At 71.4% G+C, this 19,131-nt stretch carries 8 protein-coding genes; 7 read left to right on the top strand and 1 reads right to left on the bottom strand.

Features of this window, described 5'->3' with window-relative positions; all coding sequences use genetic code 11:
- Window positions 1-2: 2 nt before the first annotated feature.
- Window positions 3-1,226, bottom strand: a complete 1,224-nt coding sequence (locus FK267_RS08655; RefSeq protein WP_141406942.1) for an arginine deiminase — start codon at window positions 1,224-1,226, stop codon at window positions 3-5.
- Window positions 1,227-1,569: 343 nt separating this feature from the next.
- Here FK267_RS08655 and FK267_RS08660 point away from each other — a divergent pair, with 343 nt between their 5' ends.
- The 7 genes from FK267_RS08660 to FK267_RS08690 all read left to right on the top strand — a co-directional run bounded on the left by FK267_RS08660 (window position 1,570) and on the right by FK267_RS08690 (window position 19,051).
- The gene (locus tag FK267_RS08660; protein WP_141406943.1) at window positions 1,570-2,247 is read left to right on the top strand and encodes an HAD family hydrolase; all 678 of its coding nucleotides are present in this window, start codon (window positions 1,570-1,572) and stop codon (window positions 2,245-2,247) included.
- 39 nt (window positions 2,248-2,286) lie between these two features.
- Window positions 2,287-3,261, top strand: coding sequence for a methionyl-tRNA formyltransferase (gene fmt, locus FK267_RS08665; protein WP_141406944.1), 975 nt, complete (start codon window positions 2,287-2,289; stop codon window positions 3,259-3,261).
- A gap of 239 nt (window positions 3,262-3,500) precedes the next feature.
- On the top strand, window positions 3,501-4,892 hold the full coding sequence (locus FK267_RS08670) for an RsmB/NOP family class I SAM-dependent RNA methyltransferase (RefSeq protein ID WP_141406945.1): 1,392 nt from the start codon (window positions 3,501-3,503) through the stop codon (window positions 4,890-4,892).
- Between the two features lie 38 nt (window positions 4,893-4,930).
- Window positions 4,931-5,620 (top strand): ribulose-phosphate 3-epimerase, encoded by a 690-nt coding sequence (gene rpe / locus FK267_RS08675; RefSeq protein WP_198498152.1) that lies wholly within the window; start codon window positions 4,931-4,933, stop codon window positions 5,618-5,620.
- A gap of 383 nt (window positions 5,621-6,003) precedes the next feature.
- Window positions 6,004-7,839 (top strand): ATP-binding protein, encoded by a 1,836-nt coding sequence (locus tag FK267_RS08680; protein WP_141406946.1) that lies wholly within the window; start codon window positions 6,004-6,006, stop codon window positions 7,837-7,839.
- Window positions 7,840-7,905: 66 nt separating this feature from the next.
- Window positions 7,906-9,474: an acyl-CoA carboxylase subunit beta gene (locus FK267_RS08685; protein WP_232622600.1), complete on the top strand. Its 1,569-nt coding sequence runs from the start codon at window positions 7,906-7,908 to the stop codon at window positions 9,472-9,474.
- A 124-nt stretch (window positions 9,475-9,598) separates the two neighbouring features.
- The gene (locus tag FK267_RS08690; RefSeq protein ID WP_141406947.1) at window positions 9,599-19,051 is read left to right on the top strand and encodes a type I polyketide synthase; all 9,453 of its coding nucleotides are present in this window, start codon (window positions 9,599-9,601) and stop codon (window positions 19,049-19,051) included.
- Window positions 19,052-19,131: the final 80 nt, after the last annotated feature.

Genomic DNA, 19,131 nt, shown 5'->3' on the forward strand with positions numbered 1-19,131 from the left:
ACTCAGGCAAGCGGGTCCCGCAGGGTCGGGCAGCTCATGCAGTGTGGACCACCGCGACCGCGACCGACTTCCGAGCCGGGAATGGTCAGGACCTCGATGCCATGGGAAGTAAGGTACTCGTTCGTGTTGACGTTACGTTCATAGGTAACGATGACACCGGGGGCGATGGCCAGGGAGTTGGAGCCGTCGTCCCACTGCTCACGGGCGGCGGCCATCGAGTCCTGGGGCGTGATGAGAACGTTGAGCCCGTCGACGCCCAGGGCCTGGGCGATGACGCGGTACATGTCCTCGGGGGCGTTGCGTGTGACGCTGATCTGCTTGTCGCCGTCCGGGCGCAGCGTAAGCGTCGGCAGCTTCCCCAGGCCGCCGTAGATGGTGAACGTGCCGACGTCGACCATGGTCATCACCGTGTCCAGGTGCATCTGGGCGCGTGTCCGGTTCATCTCGACGGCGATGATCCGATTCACCGTGCCTCCGGCGAACAGTCGGCTGGCGAGCCTCTCGATGCCCTGCGAGGTGGTGCGCTCGGAGACTCCGACCAGAACGGCGCCGTTGCCGATGATCTGGACGTCTCCACCCTCCACGGTGGCGGGGCCGGCCTGCGTGCCCTCGGACCACACGGGGAAGTCGGAGCCGGCGAAGAGAGGGTGCCAACGGTAGATCGCCTCGTAGTTGATGGTCTCGCGCTGCCGGGCCGGCATCATCATCGAGTTGATGGAGACGCCGTTGTAGATCCAGCAGGACGTGTCGCGGGTGAAGAGGTGGTTGGGCAACGGCGGCAGAAGCAGGTCGTCGTCGTCCATGGAGGCCAGCACGAGCGAGTCCGGGCATGAGGTGCGCTCGAGCAGCTCGGCCTTCGTGATCCCAGCAACGAGCACCTCGGCCAACTCGGCCCCGGACAGCCCCTGGGCCAGGGCGCGCAGCGGATCGGCGGCGCTGGGGCCGTTGGTGTTCTCGTTGACGACTCGGTCCAGGACGTATTGCCTGGCTTCGGGCACCTCGAGGGTCTGGGCCAGCAGGTCGCTGAGGTAGAGCACCTCGATGTCGCGGTCAGTCAGAACTCGTGCGAACTGGTCGTGCTCCTCCTGGGCCCGCTCGAGCCACAGGACATCATCGAACAGGAGGTGGTCCTTGTTCTGCGGAGTGAGTCGGAGCATCTCGTTGCCGGGCCGGTGCAGGATGACCTGGCGAAGCTTCCCGATTTCGGAATCTACGGAGAATTCCATGACTCCCTCTCTGACACAGCACTGTGTCGCCGATATGGATCATGACGCGCATCACGCGCTCAGACTGTCAAAGTGGTACGCCTGTACCGGATTGGTACGAGCGTACCAGAGTTCCTGAGGCTTGGAAACTCCCTGGTAGGAAGAAGTTCTGAGCGCACCGATTGAGCGGTCGCGATCGGTACGTGACGTTGCTTTCATCAGGTGTTTTGCCTCTTCGGGCGCTGCTGTGGAGCGCCCCTGAACCGCCGATGCGGCGGACCCGCTTCAGTAGGTGACTCACAAACGTCAAGGGTGATCCGTCCCGGGTGGAGCCACCCGAGTCCCGAGGTGACGGAGTGGGAGGATGGCGGACGTGAACGCATCGTCCTCCTTGACGACCTCCAGCCCCGCAGGCGCCGTCAGTGCCGTCGTCCTCGACTACGGCAACGTCCTGTACGCGTGGGAGCCCATGGCGGCCGTCGCCGGATACGTCTCGGCCGACGACTGGGAGGAGTTCGTGGTCGACGGAGGGTTCCTGACCTGGAACGAACGACTCGACCGGGGAGAGCCCTTCGAACAGGTGCTCGCCGACTACACCCGGGCCCACCCCGGCCGCCCCGACTGGGCGGAGATCCTCTCCTTGTACCGTCAGCGCTTCGCCGAATCGCTGACGGGTCCCGTTCCCGGCATGGCCGCTCTGCTCGACGACCTCCTTGGGAGGGGCGTGGCGCTGTACGGGCTGACCAACTTCGACGCCGCGCCCTTCGAGCGGGCCAGGCTCCTGGTTCCCCAGCTCGAAAGCTTTGTGGGCATCGTGGTCTCCGGGCGCGAGCACCTGGCCAAACCGGATGCCGCCATCTTCGACCTTCTTCTGAGTCGTTACCGTCTCCAGGCCTCCCGCACCCTGTTCATCGATGACTCGGTGGTCAACATCGAGGCGGCTGGCCACCTGGGAATGCGCACCCACCACTTCACCGGTGTGGGACGGCTGCGCTCCGAGCTCATCGCACTGGGCCTGCTCCCCACGCCGGACCGGCATTGAACCCCGCACTGGGTGACGTCGCCCCTTAGACTCAGCCGCATGCGTGTGCTTTTCGCCGGAACCCCCGAGGCGGCCCTGCCCACCCTGGAGGCCCTCATCGCCAGTGAGCACGACGTCGTCGGGGTCCTCACCCGTGCTGACGCTCGCAAAGGGCGCGGCCGGACGCTGCACCCCTCGCCGGTGGCGGCCGTGGCTCGCGATGCGGGGCTCGATGTACGCACTCCGGCCACCCTCAAGGGGGAGCAGGCCGACGACGTGCACGCGTGGGTCGGCGCTCTGAAGGCTGACGTCGCCGTCGTGGTCGCCTACGGTCGCCTGGTGCCGGCCGATCTGCTGGACGTCCCTGAGCACGGCTGGCTGAATCTGCACTTCTCTCTGCTGCCCGCGTGGCGCGGAGCCGCCCCGGTCCAGCGGGCGGTCATCGCCGGTGACGAGGTCACCGGGGCCTGCGTGTTCCGCCTCGAGGAGGGGCTCGACACCGGTCCCGTCTATGGCCGACTCACGGAGGCCATCAGCGGTCGGGACACCAGCGGGGATCTGCTCGAGCGGCTGGCGCGCGCCGGGGCGCCCCTGGTCCTCGATGTGCTGCGCCGGGTTGAGGATGGCAGCGTGCGTCCGGAGCCGCAGGAGGACGCGCTGGCCACGCTGGCCCCCGTGCTCTCGTCGGCCGACGGCCTGATCCGCTGGGAGGATCCGGCGCTTGCCATTGACCGTCGGATCCGGGGCGTCACTCCGGCGCCGGGTGCCCACACCACGTACCAGGGGTCCCGGTTCCGTCTGGGCCCGGTCACCCTGGTCCCGGAGGTCACCGATCTGTTGCCCGGCCAGCTGCGCGCCACCAAGCGCGAGGTCCTCGTGGGAGCCGGGGGCTGCGCCGTCCGTCTGGGGCAGGTCGCGCCCGCCGGGCGCAGCTGGATGCCTGCCGACGCCTGGGCCAGGGGAGCGCGTCCGGAGGTGGGGGCCGTCCTGGGGACCTCGTGCGTGACGAACGACGACGGTGAGGCGATGAGCTGATGGGGGAGCGATCGACACGCCGGGGCGCGTCGGGCGGCCACGACGAGAACCGGCGAGGCGCAGGCCACGGGCGGGGTGGCGCTCCTGGCAGACGCCGGGAGCAACGCGGCAGGCGAACTGAGCGCGGCGGTCCTCACCAGGGTCGCCAAGCCCGGGGCCGGCGCTCCTTCAAGCAGGACGGCCCACAGGCGGGTGCGTCGGCGCGCCCGGCGGGAGGTCGATCCGGCTCGGCGCGTCAGGTGGCCCTGGAGGTGCTCACCCGCGTTCGCCGCGATGACGCCTTCGCCAACCTCCTCCTGCCCGAGCTGCTGGAGACCGCCGACCTGGATCGGCGTGACGCCGGCTTCGCCACTGCTCTGACCTACGGGACCCTGCGGCTGCTGGGTCGCTACGACGCGATGATCGCCGCTTGCACGGACCGTCCCCTGGAGCGCATCGATCCGGCCGTGCTCGACGTCCTGCGCCTGGGGGCCCACCAGCTCATGGGTATGAGGGTGGCCCAGCACGCCGCCGTGAGCACCACCGTGGACCTGGCCACTACCTCCTGCGGGCGCGGCGCGGCCACCTTCGTCAACGCCGTCATGCGTCGCCTCAGCGGGCGGGACCTGGACTCCTGGATGGATGAGCTGCGCCGGGACGCACCCGATGAGACGAGCGCTCTGGCCCGCACCCAGTCGCACCCGGAGTGGATCGTCAAGGCGCTGCGCCAGGCCCTGGTCACCCACGGCCGCAGCGGCGAGGAGCTCGAGGCGCTCCTGGCCGCGGATAACGCCGACCCCGAGGTGGCCCTGTGCGCCAGACCCGGCCTCATCGCTCCGGAGGCGCTGGCCAAGGCCGCCCGCAAGGCCGACCGGGTCCACGACGTCGAGCCTCGCCCCGGCAGGATCAGTCCCCTCGCCGTCGTCATGGTCGGGGGAGACCCTGGCCGGATCGAGGCGATCCGCGACTGCCGGGCCGGGGTCGAGGACGAGGGCAGCCAGCTGGTGGCACTCGTTGCGGCACACGCCCCTGTGGAGGGCCGCGACGCGCGCTGGCTCGACCTATGCGCCGGACCCGGTGGCAAGGCTGCGCTTCTCGCCGCGAGGGCCGCGCAGACAGGCGCCCAGCTGCTGGCCAACGAGGTCAGCCCCCATCGGGCCGACCTGGTGCGCTCGGCCCTGCGAGCCATCGCGCCGGACGTCGCCCGGGTGCGTTGCGGTGATGGACGTGACCTCGGGCGCGATGAGCCCGGCGCCTACGACCGGGTTCTTGTCGACGCCCCCTGCACGGGGCTGGGGTCGCTGCGCCGCCGCCCCGAGGCCCGCTGGCGCCGGCAGCCGCAGGACGTCACCGTTCTGGCCGAGCTTCAGCGCGAGCTGCTGGCCAGTGCCCTGCGCGCCGTGCGACGCGGGGGAGTGGTGACCTACGTGACCTGTTCCCCGCACGCCCTGGAGACGACCCTCGTGGTGCGCGACGTGACGCGGCTGCTGGAGCGCGAGGGCCTGCGCACCGAGCCCCTGCACGCCGGGGACGTCGCCACCCGCCTGGCCCCTCATCCGCCGGCCGGATCCGACCGGGAGGCGCTTCAGCTCTGGCCCCACCTCGACGGCACCGACGCCATGTTCTGCGCCCTGCTGCGCCGCACCAGCTGACTGACCAACCACACCAGCGCATCATGAGGAGCATCCCGATGACGGCCATCCACCCCTCGATCCTCAACTGCGACATCGCCCACCTGGCCGACGAGCTCGACCGGGTCACGGGCGACGTCGGCGCCCCGGGCGCCGACGGGCTCCACGTCGATGTCATGGACAACCACTTCGTGCCCAACCTGTCATGGGGGCTGCCGGTGGTCGAGGCGGTGCTCGCCCATTCCTCGCTGCCCGTGGATGCCCACCTCATGATCCGCGACGCCGACCGCTGGGCACCGGCCTACGCCGAGGCCGGCTGCCAGATCGTCACCCCCCACGCCGAGGCCACGACGGCACCGGTGCGCCTGGCGCGCGAGCTCCACCGGCTCGGCGCCGGCGCGGGCATCGCCCTGAGGCCCGCCACCCCCCTGGAGGCCGTCGCCGATGTCCTGGGGGAGTTCGACCTCCTCCTGCTCATGACCGTGGAGCCGGGCTTCGGGGGCCAGTCCTTCATCGAGTCGATGCTGCCCAAGATCCGCCGGGCGCGCGAGCTGGTCGGTGCCAGAGGGCTCGACCTGCGAGTGCAGGTCGATGGCGGCATCACCGCCCACACGATTGAGCGCGCCGCCGAGGCCGGGGCGGACGTCTTCGTCGCCGGGTCGGCCGTCTACCGGGCCGACGACGCCCTGGCCGCCATCTGCGAGCTGCGCGAGGCGGCCTCCTCGCACCGCCATGACGCTCGCGGCTGACACTGACGACGCCGCGGGGTGCTGCCCGCGACCGGCATCGACACCTTGTTGGAGGAGGTGTTCGTGATGCAGGTGTGACAGCCGATGCGCTGGGTCGCACCACCCCATCGGGCTTGTGGGAAACCTCAAAGGCATTCGAGGGGTGGGAGCCGTCTTTGTCAGGCCCCCGTTATGCCGCCCCATTACTGGGGTCTCGATTGTTACACCAACGCAACTCTCAGTCTTTGTGAGGTTTCCACAAATGGAATGTGGTGCCTTGACCACGTAACGTCATAGTCCAGTGGACCCGCCCCTCGACGATTGTAGGGAAAGCACGGATCCACCCCGCCGGCCCAAGGAGGGCCCGCCGCCAGCCCGGCAGCGTCCAGGTAAGGAGACTCTTGGTGACCCTCTCCCGTATCCTCATCGCCAACCGTGGCGAGATCGCACTGCGTATCGTGCGAACCGCCCGCGACCTTGGGGCGACGTCGATCCTTCCGTACACGCCCGAGGACCTCATGAGCCCCGCCGCAGAGCTCGCCGATGAGGCCTACGCACTGCCCGAGGGATCGTCCTACACCGACGCGGCGGCACTGCTCGAGCTGGCCCGCGCCACCGGCGCGGACGCCATCCACCCCGGATACGGGTTCCTGTCCGAGGACGCAGACTTCGCCCGCTCCATCATCGAGGCGGGGATCACCTGGGTCGGGCCCTCACCCGAGGCCATGGACGCCCTCGGAGACAAGATGAGCGCCCGAGCCACCGCCGAGCGGGCCCAGGTCGCCCCGGTGCCGGGCATCACCGACTCGGTCACCGACGCCGAGACCGTCATCGCCTTCGCCGCCGCCCACGGCTACCCGGTCGCCCTGAAGCGCACCGACGGTGGCGGCGGACGCGGCATCACCGTCCTGCACAATGACGACGAGGTCCGGGCCACCCCTGCCTTCGAGTCCGCGGCGCAGGGCGGCGGAACCCTCATCCTGGAGCGGTTCGTCACGGCCGCACGTCACGTCGAGACCCAGTGCGCCCGCGACAGCCACGGCGGTTTCGCCGTGGTCTCCACCCGCGACTGCTCCCTGCAGCGACGCAATCAGAAGCTCCTCGAGGAGGCTCCCGCACCCTTCCTGCCCGAGGGCGTCCACGGGCGTCTGGTCGAGGCCTCCCGTCGCCTCCTGGAGACGGTCGACTACGTCGGCGTGGCCACCTGCGAGTTCCTCCTGACCCCCGAGGGCGATATCTGGTTCCTTGAGGTCAACCCCCGTCTGCAGGTGGAGCACTGCGTCACCGAGGAGGTCGCCGGCACCGATCTGGTCGAAATCCAGCTGTGCATCGCCGAGGGTGGTCACCTCGGACAGGTCAACGAGCCCCGCGGTCACAGCCTCGAGCTGCGCATCACCTGTGAGGATCCCGCCCGAGGTCTGGCCCCCTCCACCGGTACCATCACCCGCCTGCGCTGGCCGGCCGGTCCCGGTATCCGCATCGAGTCCGGAGTCACTGAGGGCGACGTCGTCACCCCCTTGTTCGATCCGATGCTCGCCAAGATCATCATCACCGGTGCCAGCCGGGAGCAGGCCATCGCCCGAGCCCGGCGAGCCCTGCGGGAGACGGTGGTCGAGGGCGTCACCGTGTGCACTGCCCTGCACTCCGAGGTCCTGACCCGCCCCGAGTTCACCGCCTCCGACGAGACCGGGCGGCTGGCTGTGACCACGCGGTGGATCGAGAACGAGGTGCTGCCCGATCTCGCCGACGCCGCGGCGACGTCGCAGGCCGACGGCTCGGCGGAGACGGTCGCCAACCCGCGTACCCGCTCCAGCTACATCATCGAGCTCAACGGCCGCCGCATGCAGCTGACCCTGCCCGACGGGATCCTCGCCCCCTCCAACCCGGCGCGAGGCTTCAGCCCCCACAGCAACCGGGCCCAGCCGCTGCGCGGCCGTTCGGGCGCCACCCGCTCACCTCGAGGCGCAGCCCCCGGTGAGACCGGGACCGCCGGCGGTGAGCCCGGTGTCATCGCCGCCCCCATGCAGGCCATCGTCACCCGGATCTGCGTGGAGCCGGGCCAGCCGGTCTGCCAGGGCGATCTGCTCGTGGTCCTGGAGTCCATGAAGATGGAGAACTACGTCCACGCACCCAGCGACGGCACCATCTCGGAGATCCCCGTCAGCGCCGGACGCACCGTCTCGGCCGGCGATGTCCTGGTGCGCATGAGCACCCCCGAGAACAACTCCGAGGAGGCCTGAACCGTGACCACCGCCCCCATCACCGGCCCCGGCGCATCTGCCGAGACACCGGCCCAAGGAACCACTATGGCCGACTCGGAGGCCACCACCGCCTTCCGCCAGCGCATCGCCCGCATCGACCGGGAGGCCGAGGAGCACGCCGCCGCCCGTCAGCACGCCAAGGGCAAGCGCACCGCCCGCGAGCGCATCAACGACCTGCTCGACGACTCCACCTTCCTGGAGATCGGCCGCTACTCCGGTTCAGGTGCCGGCGACAAGGCCCGCCCCTCGGGCGTCGTCACCGGCTTCGGCCAGATCGACGGCCGCCAGGTGGCCGTCTACTCCCAGGACTTCTCCGTCTCCGGCGGCGCCCTGGGCACCATCGAGGGGGACAAGATCGTCCGCCTCCTGGACGACGCCCTGCGCCTGCGCATCCCCGTCATCGGACTCATCGACTCCGGCGGCGCCAAGATCCAGGAGGGCGTGGGAGCTCTGCGCCAGTACGGGCGCATCTTCAACCGCACCTGCGCCGCCTCCGGACTGGTCCCGCAGATCAGCGTCATCCTGGGACCCTGCGCCGGCGGCGCCGTCTACAGCCCGGCCCTGACCGACTTCGTCATCGCCACCCGCCAGGCCTCCCACATGTTCGTCACCGGCCCCGACGTCGTACGCGCCACAACCGGTGAGCAGATCAGCGCCGAGGACCTCGGCGGTGCACAGATCCACGGTTCCGTCTCCGGCGTCGTCCACTACGTGGCCGACGACGAGGAGGACGCGTTGGGGCAGGTCCGCACCTTCCTGGCCTACCTGCCCTCCTCATCCGAGGTCAGCGCCCCCCTCTACGCCTACGACGACGCTGACGCCCAGGCCGACGCTGAGGCCGCCCGCAGTGTCGGCGAGATCGTCCCGGCCTCCACCCGGCAGGCCTACGACGTCGTCGAGGTGGTCTCGGCCGTCGTCGACCACGGCGAGCTCGTCCAGGTCCAGGAGGAGTTCGCACCCAACGTCGTGGTCGGCTTCGCCTGCTTCGAGGGCCACCCGGTGGGGATCGTCGCCAACCAGCCGCTGGTGGACGCCGGCACCCTGGACGTCGACGCCTCTGAGAAGCTCGCCCGCTTCGTGCGCTTCTGCGACGCCTTCGGGCTGCCGGTGGTCACCTTCGTCGACGTCCCCGGCTACCGTCCCGGAGCCGAGCAGGAGCACGCCGGCATCATCCGCCGCGGAGCCAAGGTCATCAACGCCTACGCCACCGCCACTGTGCCGCTGGTGACGATCGTTTTGCGCAAGGCCTATGGCGGCGCCTACATCGTCATGGGCTCCAAGGCCATCGGCGCCGACCTCAACTTCTGCTGGCCGGGAGCCGAGATCGCCGTCCTGGGCGCCGCCGGCGCCGTCGGCATCATCCACCGCCGCGACCTGGCCAAGGTCCGTGACGAGCAGGGGGAGGAGGCCGCCACCGCCGAGCACGAGCGGCTCGTGGCCGAGTACACCGACGCCGTCATCAACCCGGACAAGGCCGTGGCCATCGGTGAGATCGACGCCGTCATCGCCCCTGAGGACACCCGCAACGTCATCGTCGACTCACTGGCCGCGCTGCGCGCCAAGAACGACGCCCGCCCCGAGTCCCCCAAGAAGCATGACAACATCCCCCTCTGACCCCGGCTCCGAGACCCACTCGCCTCCGCCTCCGCCGTATTCCCCCTCTTCACCCGACCCCAGTTCAGGTAACCGTTCCGAGACCACCGACCACGCCGTCGCAACACCGAAGGACACCACTACCGTGCACACGAACTCGCAAGCCCCCAGCCCCGCGACCACCATCGCTGAGCGCCTGAGCGGAGGCGAGCCCTACATCATCACCTTCGGCGGCCAGGCCACCCCCTGGCGCCAGACGCTGGCCGACCTGGTCTCCCTGGACCACACCCTGGCCGCTGACGTCGTGGCGGTCGACCAGGCCGTGGCCGAGCGCCTGGCCCCCGTATCCACCGACCTGCTCACCGTGACCCCGCGCGGCTCGAGGCTCCTGGACGACGAGGCGGCCCCGGTCGCCCCTCAGCACCGCACCACCGCCGACGGCGCCGACGTCTCCGTGCCCGGCATCCTCATGGCCCAGCACGCCGCCCTGGCCTCCCTGCCCGGCGCCGGCATCGACCCGGCCGCCCACGCCCCGGTGAGCGCCGTCGGCCACTCCCAGGGCGTCCTGGGCGTCAGCCTGCTCCAGGCCGTGCAGGCCGGCGAGCGCGAGCGCGTCATCGAGGTTCACGCCATCGCCCGCCTCATCGGTGCGGCGGCCACCCGCACGACCCGCCGTCTCGACCTGGGCACGGTGGGGGAGTCCACCCCCATGCTCTCGGTGCGCGGCGTCACCCGCAGCGTGCTCGACGCCGTCCTGGCCCGAGTCCCCGGCTCGGAGCGGATCTCCGTGGGCGTGACCAACGGCCGTCAGGCGCACATCCTCTCGGGGCGCCCGGCCGACCTCGAGGCCGTTGTCACCGCGCTGGAGGCGGCCGCCGCCCGCAGCGCCAAGGCCCGCAAGGACCGCCGCCGCGGCGGCGCCGTCCTGGCCCCGGTCACCGAGTTCCTCACCACCTCGGTGCCCTTCCACACCCCGCTGCTCGCCGGCGCGGTCGACGACGTCGCCGCCTGGGCGGCCGCCTGCGGCCTGAACGAGAAGCTCGCCCGCGAGCTGGCCACCGCCGTGCTCATCGACCCGGTCGACTGGCCCGGTCTGGTCACCGGGGCCCTCGCAGCCGGATCGGACGCCCCGGTGCGCACCGTCCTGGACCTGGGGCCGGGCAACGTCCTGGTCCGTCTCACCGAGGGCGTCGTGGCCGGCACCGGCACCACCGTCGTGCCCGCCGGGACCGCCAAGGCCATTGACGACCTCGACCGGGCCGGCGCGGCACCCCGGCCCGGTGTCGACCGCTCCCGCTTCGCCCCGCGCATCACTCGCCTGCCCGACGGCCGCCTCACCCTTGACACCGCCTTCACCCGACTGACCGGGCGCAGTGCGGTGCTGCTGGCGGGAATGACCCCCACCACCGTGGATCCCGCCATCGTCGCGGCAGCCGCCAACGCCGGTTACTGGGCCGAGCTCGCCGGTGGGGGCCAGACCACTCCCGCCGTCCTGACCGAGAACCTTCAGGGCCTGGAGAAGGCCCTCGAGCCCGGGCGCACCGCGGCCTTCAACGCCATGTTCATGGACCGCTACCTGTGGAACCTGCACCTGGGGACCCAGCGTCTGCTGTCCAAGGCCCGCGCCGGCGGCGCCCCCATCGACGGCATCACCATCTCCGCCGGGATCCCCGAGCTCGAGGAGGCCACCGCCCTGCTTGAGCGCCTCCACGCCGAGGGCTTCCCCTACATCGCCTTCAAGCCCGGCACCGTGGACCAGATCCGTCAGGTCCTGGCCATCGCCCGCGCCGTGCCCGACAGCCCCGTCATCATCCAGATCGAGGACGGGCACGCCGGTGGCCACCACTCGTGGGAGGACCTGGACACCATGCTCCTGGCCACCTACGACGCCATCCGCGCCGTGACCAACGTGGTGCTCGTCGTCGGCGGCGGCATCGGTACGCCCACCCGCGCCGCCGACTACCTCACCGGCCGCTGGGCCGAGGCCTACGGCACGGCTGCCGCCCCCGTCGACGGCGTCATGATCGGCACCGCCGCCATGACCTGCCTGGAGGCCAAGACCAACGACGACGTCAAGCAGCTCCTCGTCGACACCCCTGGAATCCCCGAGGACTCCGGGGTCGAGGGCGGCTGGGTCGCCTCCGGGGAGTCCATCGGCGGTATGACCTCCGGACTGTCCCACCTGCGCGCCGACCTCTACGAGATCGACAACTCCTCGGCCCGGGCCTCCCGCCTCATCCAGGAGCTCGCCGGTGACGAGGCCGCCATGTCCGCACGCCGCCAGGAGATGATCGACGCCCTGGCCAAGACCGCCAAACCCTACTTCGGCGACGTCGAGGAGATGACCTACCTGGAGTGGGCCACCCGCTACGCCGAGCTGTGCGTCGCCCCCCACGAGGGGCGCAGCGCCACCCGCGCCGACTGGGCCGACGAGGGCTGGTACGACCGCTTCATCGACCTGCTGCACCGCATCGAGGCCCGCCTGAGCCGGGCCGACCACGGCGAGATCCCCACGCTCTTCGCCGACTACGACGCCGTCATCGACTCCGACGCCGCCCTGGCCGCACTGGCCGAGCACTACCCGTCGGCCGCCTCCACCCTCGTGGAGCCCGTCGACGCCGCCTGGTTCGTCGACCTGTGCCGCAAGCACCCCAAGCCCGTGCCCTTCGTGCCCGTGGTCGACGCCGACATCCTGCGCTGGTGGGGCACCGACTCCCTGTGGCAGTCCCAGGACCCGCGCTACACCGCTGACCAGGTGCGCATCATCCCCGGTCCGGTCGCCGTTGCCGGCATCACCACCATCAATGAGCCGGTCGGCGAGCTGCTGGGCCGCTTCGAGACCGCTGCCGTCGAGGCCCTCCAGGAGGCCGGCACGGACGAGCAGGAGGCCGCCGGTCGTCTGGGCGCCGCCCCCGCCGTGGCCGACGGCGTCCTGGCCGCCCCCGTGGCCGACGCCAAGGAGCTCGTCCAGGTGGCCCCCCACGTCCTGTGGAACGGCCACCTGACGGTCAACCCGGCCATCGTCCTGGACGACGACGCCTACAACGTCGTTGCCCGCCCGGACGTGGCCGAGGACGCCTACGACCTCGACATCCGCCTCGACACCCACTGGGACGGCACTCCCGGCGGAGATGAGATCCACGCCGTGCGCCGCCTCGTCGTGCCGCTGCGCCTGGCCCGTGCCTGGGACGGTGCCGCTCCGCTGGTCGACCCCGAGCGCATCAGCGAGACGATGAACGACCTGCTGCGGGCTACCGCCGGCGTGGGGGCCGTGTCCATCACGGGCGACCATGTCGACCACCTGCCCGAGGTCCGCCCCGCGCAGGCCGGGGCCACGGACGTCCTGGGACGCCCCACCACCCAGCCCTTCGGCACCATCCACGGTTCCTTCACCCTGGCGAGCACCCTGGGCCACGACCACGCCTCGGTGACCGCCGACGCCCTGCCGTCGGACCTGTCCGCCGCGCCCTTCGTGCCCGACGCCCTGCTCGGCCCCTGCTGGCCGGTGGTCTACGCCGCCCTGGGCAGCGTCGTCGAGGACGGCATGCCGCTCATCGAGGGCCTGCTCGGTGCCGTCCACCTGGACCACACCATCGACCTGCACCTCACGCTCCACCAGCTCCAGGAGGCCGCAGCCACGACCAGCCCCACGATCAACGTCACCGGCTGGGTCGCCGCACTGGAGGAGTCCAGCGCCGGCCGCGTCGTCGACGTGCGCCTGGAGCTGACCGACGCCACCGACGGCACCGTGGTGGCACTCATGCGTGAGCGCTTCGCCATCCGCGGCCGCGCCTCCGGCAACGCCGTGCCCAGCGCCCCCGAGCTCGCCGGCGGCACCGGACGCGAGACGGCCCCGGCCGCACGCCGCATCCTGCGCCGCACCACCGTCACCGCGCCCGCGGACATGACTGCGTTCGCCCGGGTCACCGGTGACTTCAACCCGATCCACACCTCCTACAACGCCGCCCACGTGGCCGGCATGGAGGCCCCGCTCGTCCACGGCATGTGGCTGTCGGCCACCGCCCAGCAGGTGGCGGCCTCCACCGCGGCCGACGGCTCGCGCCACGTCCTGGCCGGCTGGACCTACGTCATGACCGGTCCGGTCGAACTGAGCGACGACGTCGAGATCACCGTGGAGCGCACCGGCCTGGTGGTCGGCGGCGGCTACGTCCTGGAGGTCGTCTGCCGCATCAACGGCGAGGTCGTCTCCCGCGGCACTGCCGTGACGACGCCCGAGCCCACCGCCTACGTCTACCCCGGCCAGGGCATCCAGGCCCCCGGCATGGGCCTGGACGAGATGAACTCCTCCAAGGCCGCCCGGGAGATCTGGGAGCGGGCCGATGCCCACACCCGTGCCGAGCTGGGCTTCTCCGTCATCAACCTGGTGCGCGACAACCCCACCGAGATGACCGCCCGTGGCGTCACCTACCGCCACCCCGAGGGCCTGCTCAACCTCACCCAGTTCACCCAGGTGGCTCTGGCCACCGTCGCCATGGCGACCACTGCGCGCCTGGCCGAGGCCGGTGCCCTCGTGGACAGCGCCGCCTTCGCCGGCCACTCCCTGGGCGAGTACACGGCGCTGAGCGCCTACGGGCGCGTCATGCCCGTAGAGACGACCATCTCGATCGTCTTCCAGCGCGGCTCCACCATGCACTCGCTGGTGCCCCGTGACGCCGATGGCGCCTCGAACTACCGCATGGGCGCGCTGCGCCCCAACCAGGCGGGCATCAAGGCCGACGAGGTCGAGGCATACGTGCGCTCGATCTCCGAGGCCACCGGAGAGTTCCTCCAGATCGTCAACCACAACCTGGCCGGCGTGCAGTACGCCGTGGCCGGCACGATCAAGGGCCTGGACGCCCTGGCCACCGACGCCCGCGCCAAAGCCAAGGCCCGCGGGGGCAAGAACCCCTTCATGTTCGTCCCCGGCATCGACGTGCCCTTCCACTCCGAGGTGCTGCGCCCCGGTGTGCCGGAGTTCCGTGGCCGTCTGCTCGAGCTCGTCCCCGAGGACCTGGATGTCGCGCGCCTGGTGGGCCACTACGTGCCCAACCTCGTGGCGCGGCCCTTCGCGCTGACCCAGGACTTCGCCCGTTCGATCCTTGAGGTCGTGCCCTCCGAGCCCGTTGAGGAGATCCTGGCCGACTGGGACTCCTGGGTGAAGCGCCCCACCGAGCTGGCCCGAGTCCTGCTCGTCGAGCTCCTGGCCTGGCAGTTCGCCTCTCCGGTGCGCTGGATCGAGACCCAGGAGGTCCTGCTGTCCTCCCCGAGCGAGGGCGGCCTGGGGATCGAGCACATCGTTGAGGTGGGCCTGGCCAATTCCCCCACCCTGGCGAACCTGGCCACCAACACCCTGCGTCTGCCCCAGCACGCCGGGCGCCACGTCACCGTGCACAACGCTCGTCGCGACGAGGCCCGGGTGCTGGCCACCGACACCGACCCGGCCGTCGAGCTCACCGAACCGGACTTCGACGTTCCGGCCGCCGAGGAGCCGGCTGCTGAGGCCCAGGCTCCCGCGCAGAGCACTGCTGCCGAGCAGGCTCCCGCCCCCGCGGCCGAGGCCGCACCCGCTGGTCCGGCTCCAGCCGCAGCCGGACCGGTGGACGACCTGCCCTTCGGTGCGACCGACGCCCTGACGGTGCTCCTGGCCCACGCCTCGCGCATCCGCCCCGAGCAGATCGGCGCCACGGACACCACCGAGACACTCACCAACGGAGTCTCCTCGCGTCGTAACCAGCTCCTCATGGACCTGGGTACCGAGCTCGAACTCGCCTCCATCGACGGTGCCGCTGACGCCGACATGACGGCCCTGGCCGCCACGGTCGCCAAGGGCGCTCCCGGTTACAAGGCCTTCGGTCCGGTCCTCACCGAGGCCATCCGCGTGGGGCTGGGCCGGCTCCTGGGCCCCTCCGGCGTGCGCGCCTCCCGTATCGCCGACCGCGTCACCGGCACCTGGGGACTGGGGCAGGGCTGGGTCTCCCACGTGACCGCCGCCCTGTTCCTGGGCACCCGGGAGGGCGCCTCGATGCGCGGCGAGGACCTGGCCTCCCTGGGCTCCTCGGCCCCGCTGACCAGTGCGAGCGCCGTGGACTCCCTCATCGACTCCGCCGTCCAGGCCGTCGCCGCCGACCACGGTGTGAGCGTCGCCAAGCCGAGTGCCGGAGGTGCCGGGGGCGCGGTGGTCGACTCCGCGGCCCTGGACGCCTTCGCCCAGAGCGTCACCGGCTCCGAGGGTGTCCTGGCCACCACGGCCCGCACCCTCCTGGACGCCCTGGGGCTGGCCGAGAAGGCCACTGTCGCGGCTGATGCCGATGACGAGGCCTCCCGTACCCGGGCTGCCATGGCCGCCCTGGACGCCGAGCTCGGTGCCGGATGGGTCAAGTCCGTCACCCCGGGCTTCGCCCCTGAGCGCGCCGTGCTCATCGATGACCGCTGGGCCACGGCCCGTGAGGACGTCGCCCGACTCGGCTCCGGCGAGACCGACCTGGACGCCTTCCGCCGGCTCCTGGCCCCCGAGCGCTTCGTGGGTCTGGGACAGGCGGTGGCCGATCACGCCACCTGGTGGGCCAAGCAGGCCAAGGCCTCCGACCTGGCCGACGGCGCCGAGCGCGCCGCCGTCCTGACCGAGATCGCCCAGGCCGCGCCGAAGACCCCGCAGGCCGGTGACGCCACGGTGCGCTGGTCCGAGGACGTCGCCGTCGTCACCGGTGTGGCCCCCGGCTCCATCGCGGCGGCCGTCGTCGGGGAGCTGCTGGCCGGTGGCGCCACCGTGGTGGCCACCAGCTCGCGCCTGACCCACGAGCGCCTCGAGTTCGCCACCACCCTGTACCGCGAGCACGCCGCGGCCGGCGCCAAGCTGTGGATGGTTCCCGCGAACCTGTCCTCCTACCGAGACGTCGACGCTCTGGCGGAGTGGATCGGCAACGACCAGGTGGTCACCTCCGGCGGCTCCACCAAGGTCGTCAAGGAGGCCCTGGTTCCCACCCTCCTGTTCCCCTTCGCTGCGCCGCGAGTCTCGGGCACGCTGGCCGACGCCGGCCCGGCGGCCGAGTCCCAGACCCGCCTGCTGCTGTGGTCGGTGGAGCGCACCATCGCCGCTCTGAGCGCCATCGGCACCGACACCCACGTCGACCACCGTCTGCACGTGGTCCTGCCCGGCTCCCCGAACCGGGGCACCTTCGGCGGTGACGGCGCCTACGGCGAGGTCAAGTCCGCCCTGGACGCGATCGTCAACCGCTGGTCCTCGGAGCGGGCCTGGGCCCAGCGCGTCACCCTGGCCCACCCGCGCATCGGCTGGGTCAAGGGCACCGGCCTCATGGGCGGTAACGACCCGCTCGTCGCCGCTGTCGAGGCAGCCGGGGTGCGCACCTGGACCACGGAGGAGATCGCCTCCGAACTCACCGGCCTGTGCACCACCGAGGTGCGCACCCAGGCGGCTCAGGCCCCGGTGAACGCCGACCTCACGGGGGGACTGGGTGACGACATCGACCTGGTGGCCCTGCGTGAGAACGCCGCCGCGCAAGCCGCTGCGCCCGCCAAGGAGACCGAGGCCCCGGCCGTCATCAAGGCCCTGCCCACCCCCGTGGTCCCGACCCAGCCCACCGCCCCCCAGTGGGGCGAGGTGAGCGCCGACCTCGATGACCTGGTCGTCATCATCTCCACCGGAGAGGTCTCCACCTGGGGATCGGGCCGTACGCGCCGCGAGGCCGAGCTGGGAATGAGCGGCGGCGAGGACGTCGACCTGACCGCCGCCGGTGTCCTCGAGCTCGCCTGGGGCATGGGTCTGCTCACCTGGCAGGACAGCCCCAAGGCCGGCTGGTACGACACCGACGGGGAGATGGTCGAGGAGTCCGACATCCTGGAGCGCTACCGCGACGAGGTCGTGGCCCGCTGCGGTATCCGCGAGTTCGTCGACGACGGCGTCATCGCGCCGATCGCCGACGAGGAGGTCACCGTCTACCTCGACCGCGACATCACCCTGTCGGTTCCTGACGAGGCCACGGCCCGCACCATCGAGGCCTCCGACCCCGAGCACACGCTCGTGGTTCCCGACGCCGAGACCGGCGAGTGGACCGTCACCCGACTGGCCGGCTCACTGGCCCGGGTGCCGCGACGCGCCGCGCTGTCGCGCACGGTCGGCGGCCAGTTCCCGCGCGACTTCGACCCGGAGCGCTGGGGCATCCCCGCCTCGATGACCCAGGGCATGGACCCCATCGCCTCCTGGAACCTGGTCACCGCCGTCGACGCCTTCCTGTCGGCCGGCTTCACCCCGGCCGAGCTCCTCAAGGCCGTCCACCCCTCCGACGTGGCCTCCACGCAGGGCACCGGGTTCGGTGGCATGGAGTCGATGCGCAAGATGTTCGTCGGCCGGTTCCTGGGGGAGGAGCGTCCCAGCGACATCCTCCAGGAGGCCCTGCCCAACGTCGTGGCCGCCCACGTCATGCAGTCCTACATCGGCGGCTACGGTGCCATGGTCCAGCCGGTGAGCGCCTGCGCCACCGCGGCCGTCTCCATTGAGGAGGGCTGGGACAAGATCGCCCTGGGCAAGGCCGACGTCGTCGTGGCCGGCGCCATCGACGACATCTCGATCGAGTCAGTCGTCGGCTTCGGCAACATGAACGCCACCGCGGAGGCCGCGGCCATGCGCGCCAAGGGCATCTCCGACCGCCACTTCTCACGCGCCAACGACCGCCGTCGCGGCGGATTCGTGGAGGCCGAGGGCGGCGGCACGGTGATCCTGGCCCGTGGCTCGGTGGCGGCCCGCATGGGGCTGCCGGTGGCCGGTGTGGTTGGTTTCGTCTCCTCCTACGCCGACGGCGCCCACACCTCGATCCCGGCACCCGGCCTGGGCGCCCTGGGCGCCGGCCGCGGCGGGCGAAGCTCGCGCCTGGCCAAGGCCCTGGCGGCCCTGGGTGTGGAGGCCGACGACATCGCACTGGTCTCCAAGCACGACACCTCCACCGGTGCCAACGACCCCAACGAGTCCGAGCTGCACACGCGTCTGGCGCGCGCCCTGGGACGCTCCGAGGGCAACTCGCTGGTGGCGGTCTCGCAGAAGACCATCACCGGTCACGCTAAGGGCGGTGCCGCCGTCTTCCAGGTTGCGGGCCTGACCGAAATCCTCGCCTCCGGTGTGGCTCCCGGTAACGCCTCCCTGGACGTTGTGGACGCCCCGCTGGCCAAGGACGCCTTCTGGGTGTGGCCGCGCAGGCCCATCCGTCTGGCCGGTCGTGGTGGCCAGGACGGGCGTGTCCCGGGTGCCGGTCCGGTGCGTGCCGGTCTGCTGACCTCGCTGGGCTTCGGACACGTCTCCGGTCTCATCGCGATCGTCCACCCCGGTGCCTTTGAGGCCGCCCTGCGGCAGGCCGAGGGCCAGGAGGCGGTTGACGCCTGGCTGGCCTCCGCCAACGCCCGCCTGGCCGCCGGGACCAGGCGCCGCCGCGCCGGAATGATCGGTCGGGCCCCGCTGTTCGAGCAGGTCCAGGGCCGTCGTCTGGGGGAGGAGTCCAAGCAGCGCGACCCGCACGAGGTCGAGGCCGCCATGCTGCTCGACCCCGATGCTCGCCTGGGCTCCGACGGCGTCTACCACGCGGGGGAGTAACCACCTCACCTGAGCGCTCACAGGACCGGTTTCACGGCTAATGGGTTCCATTTCCGTGGAACCGGTCCTGTGCGTGCACA

Source organism: Actinomyces oris (assembly GCF_006546825.1).
In the GTDB taxonomy this organism is placed as follows: Bacteria; Actinomycetota; Actinomycetes; order Actinomycetales; family Actinomycetaceae; genus Actinomyces; species Actinomyces oris.

Coding starts and splice junctions, on each gene's coding strand:
- FK267_RS08685 (WP_232622600.1), top strand. CDS start 7,906: ATGGCCGACTCGGAGGCCACCACCGCCTTCCGCCAGCGCATCGCCCGC.
- rpe (WP_198498152.1), top strand. CDS start 4,931: ATGACGGCCATCCACCCCTCGATCCTCAACTGCGACATCGCCCACCTG.
- fmt (WP_141406944.1), top strand. CDS start 2,287: ATGCGTGTGCTTTTCGCCGGAACCCCCGAGGCGGCCCTGCCCACCCTG.
- FK267_RS08660 (WP_141406943.1), top strand. CDS start 1,570: ATGGCGGACGTGAACGCATCGTCCTCCTTGACGACCTCCAGCCCCGCA.
- FK267_RS08655 (WP_141406942.1), bottom strand. CDS start 1,226: ATGGAATTCTCCGTAGATTCCGAAATCGGGAAGCTTCGCCAGGTCATC.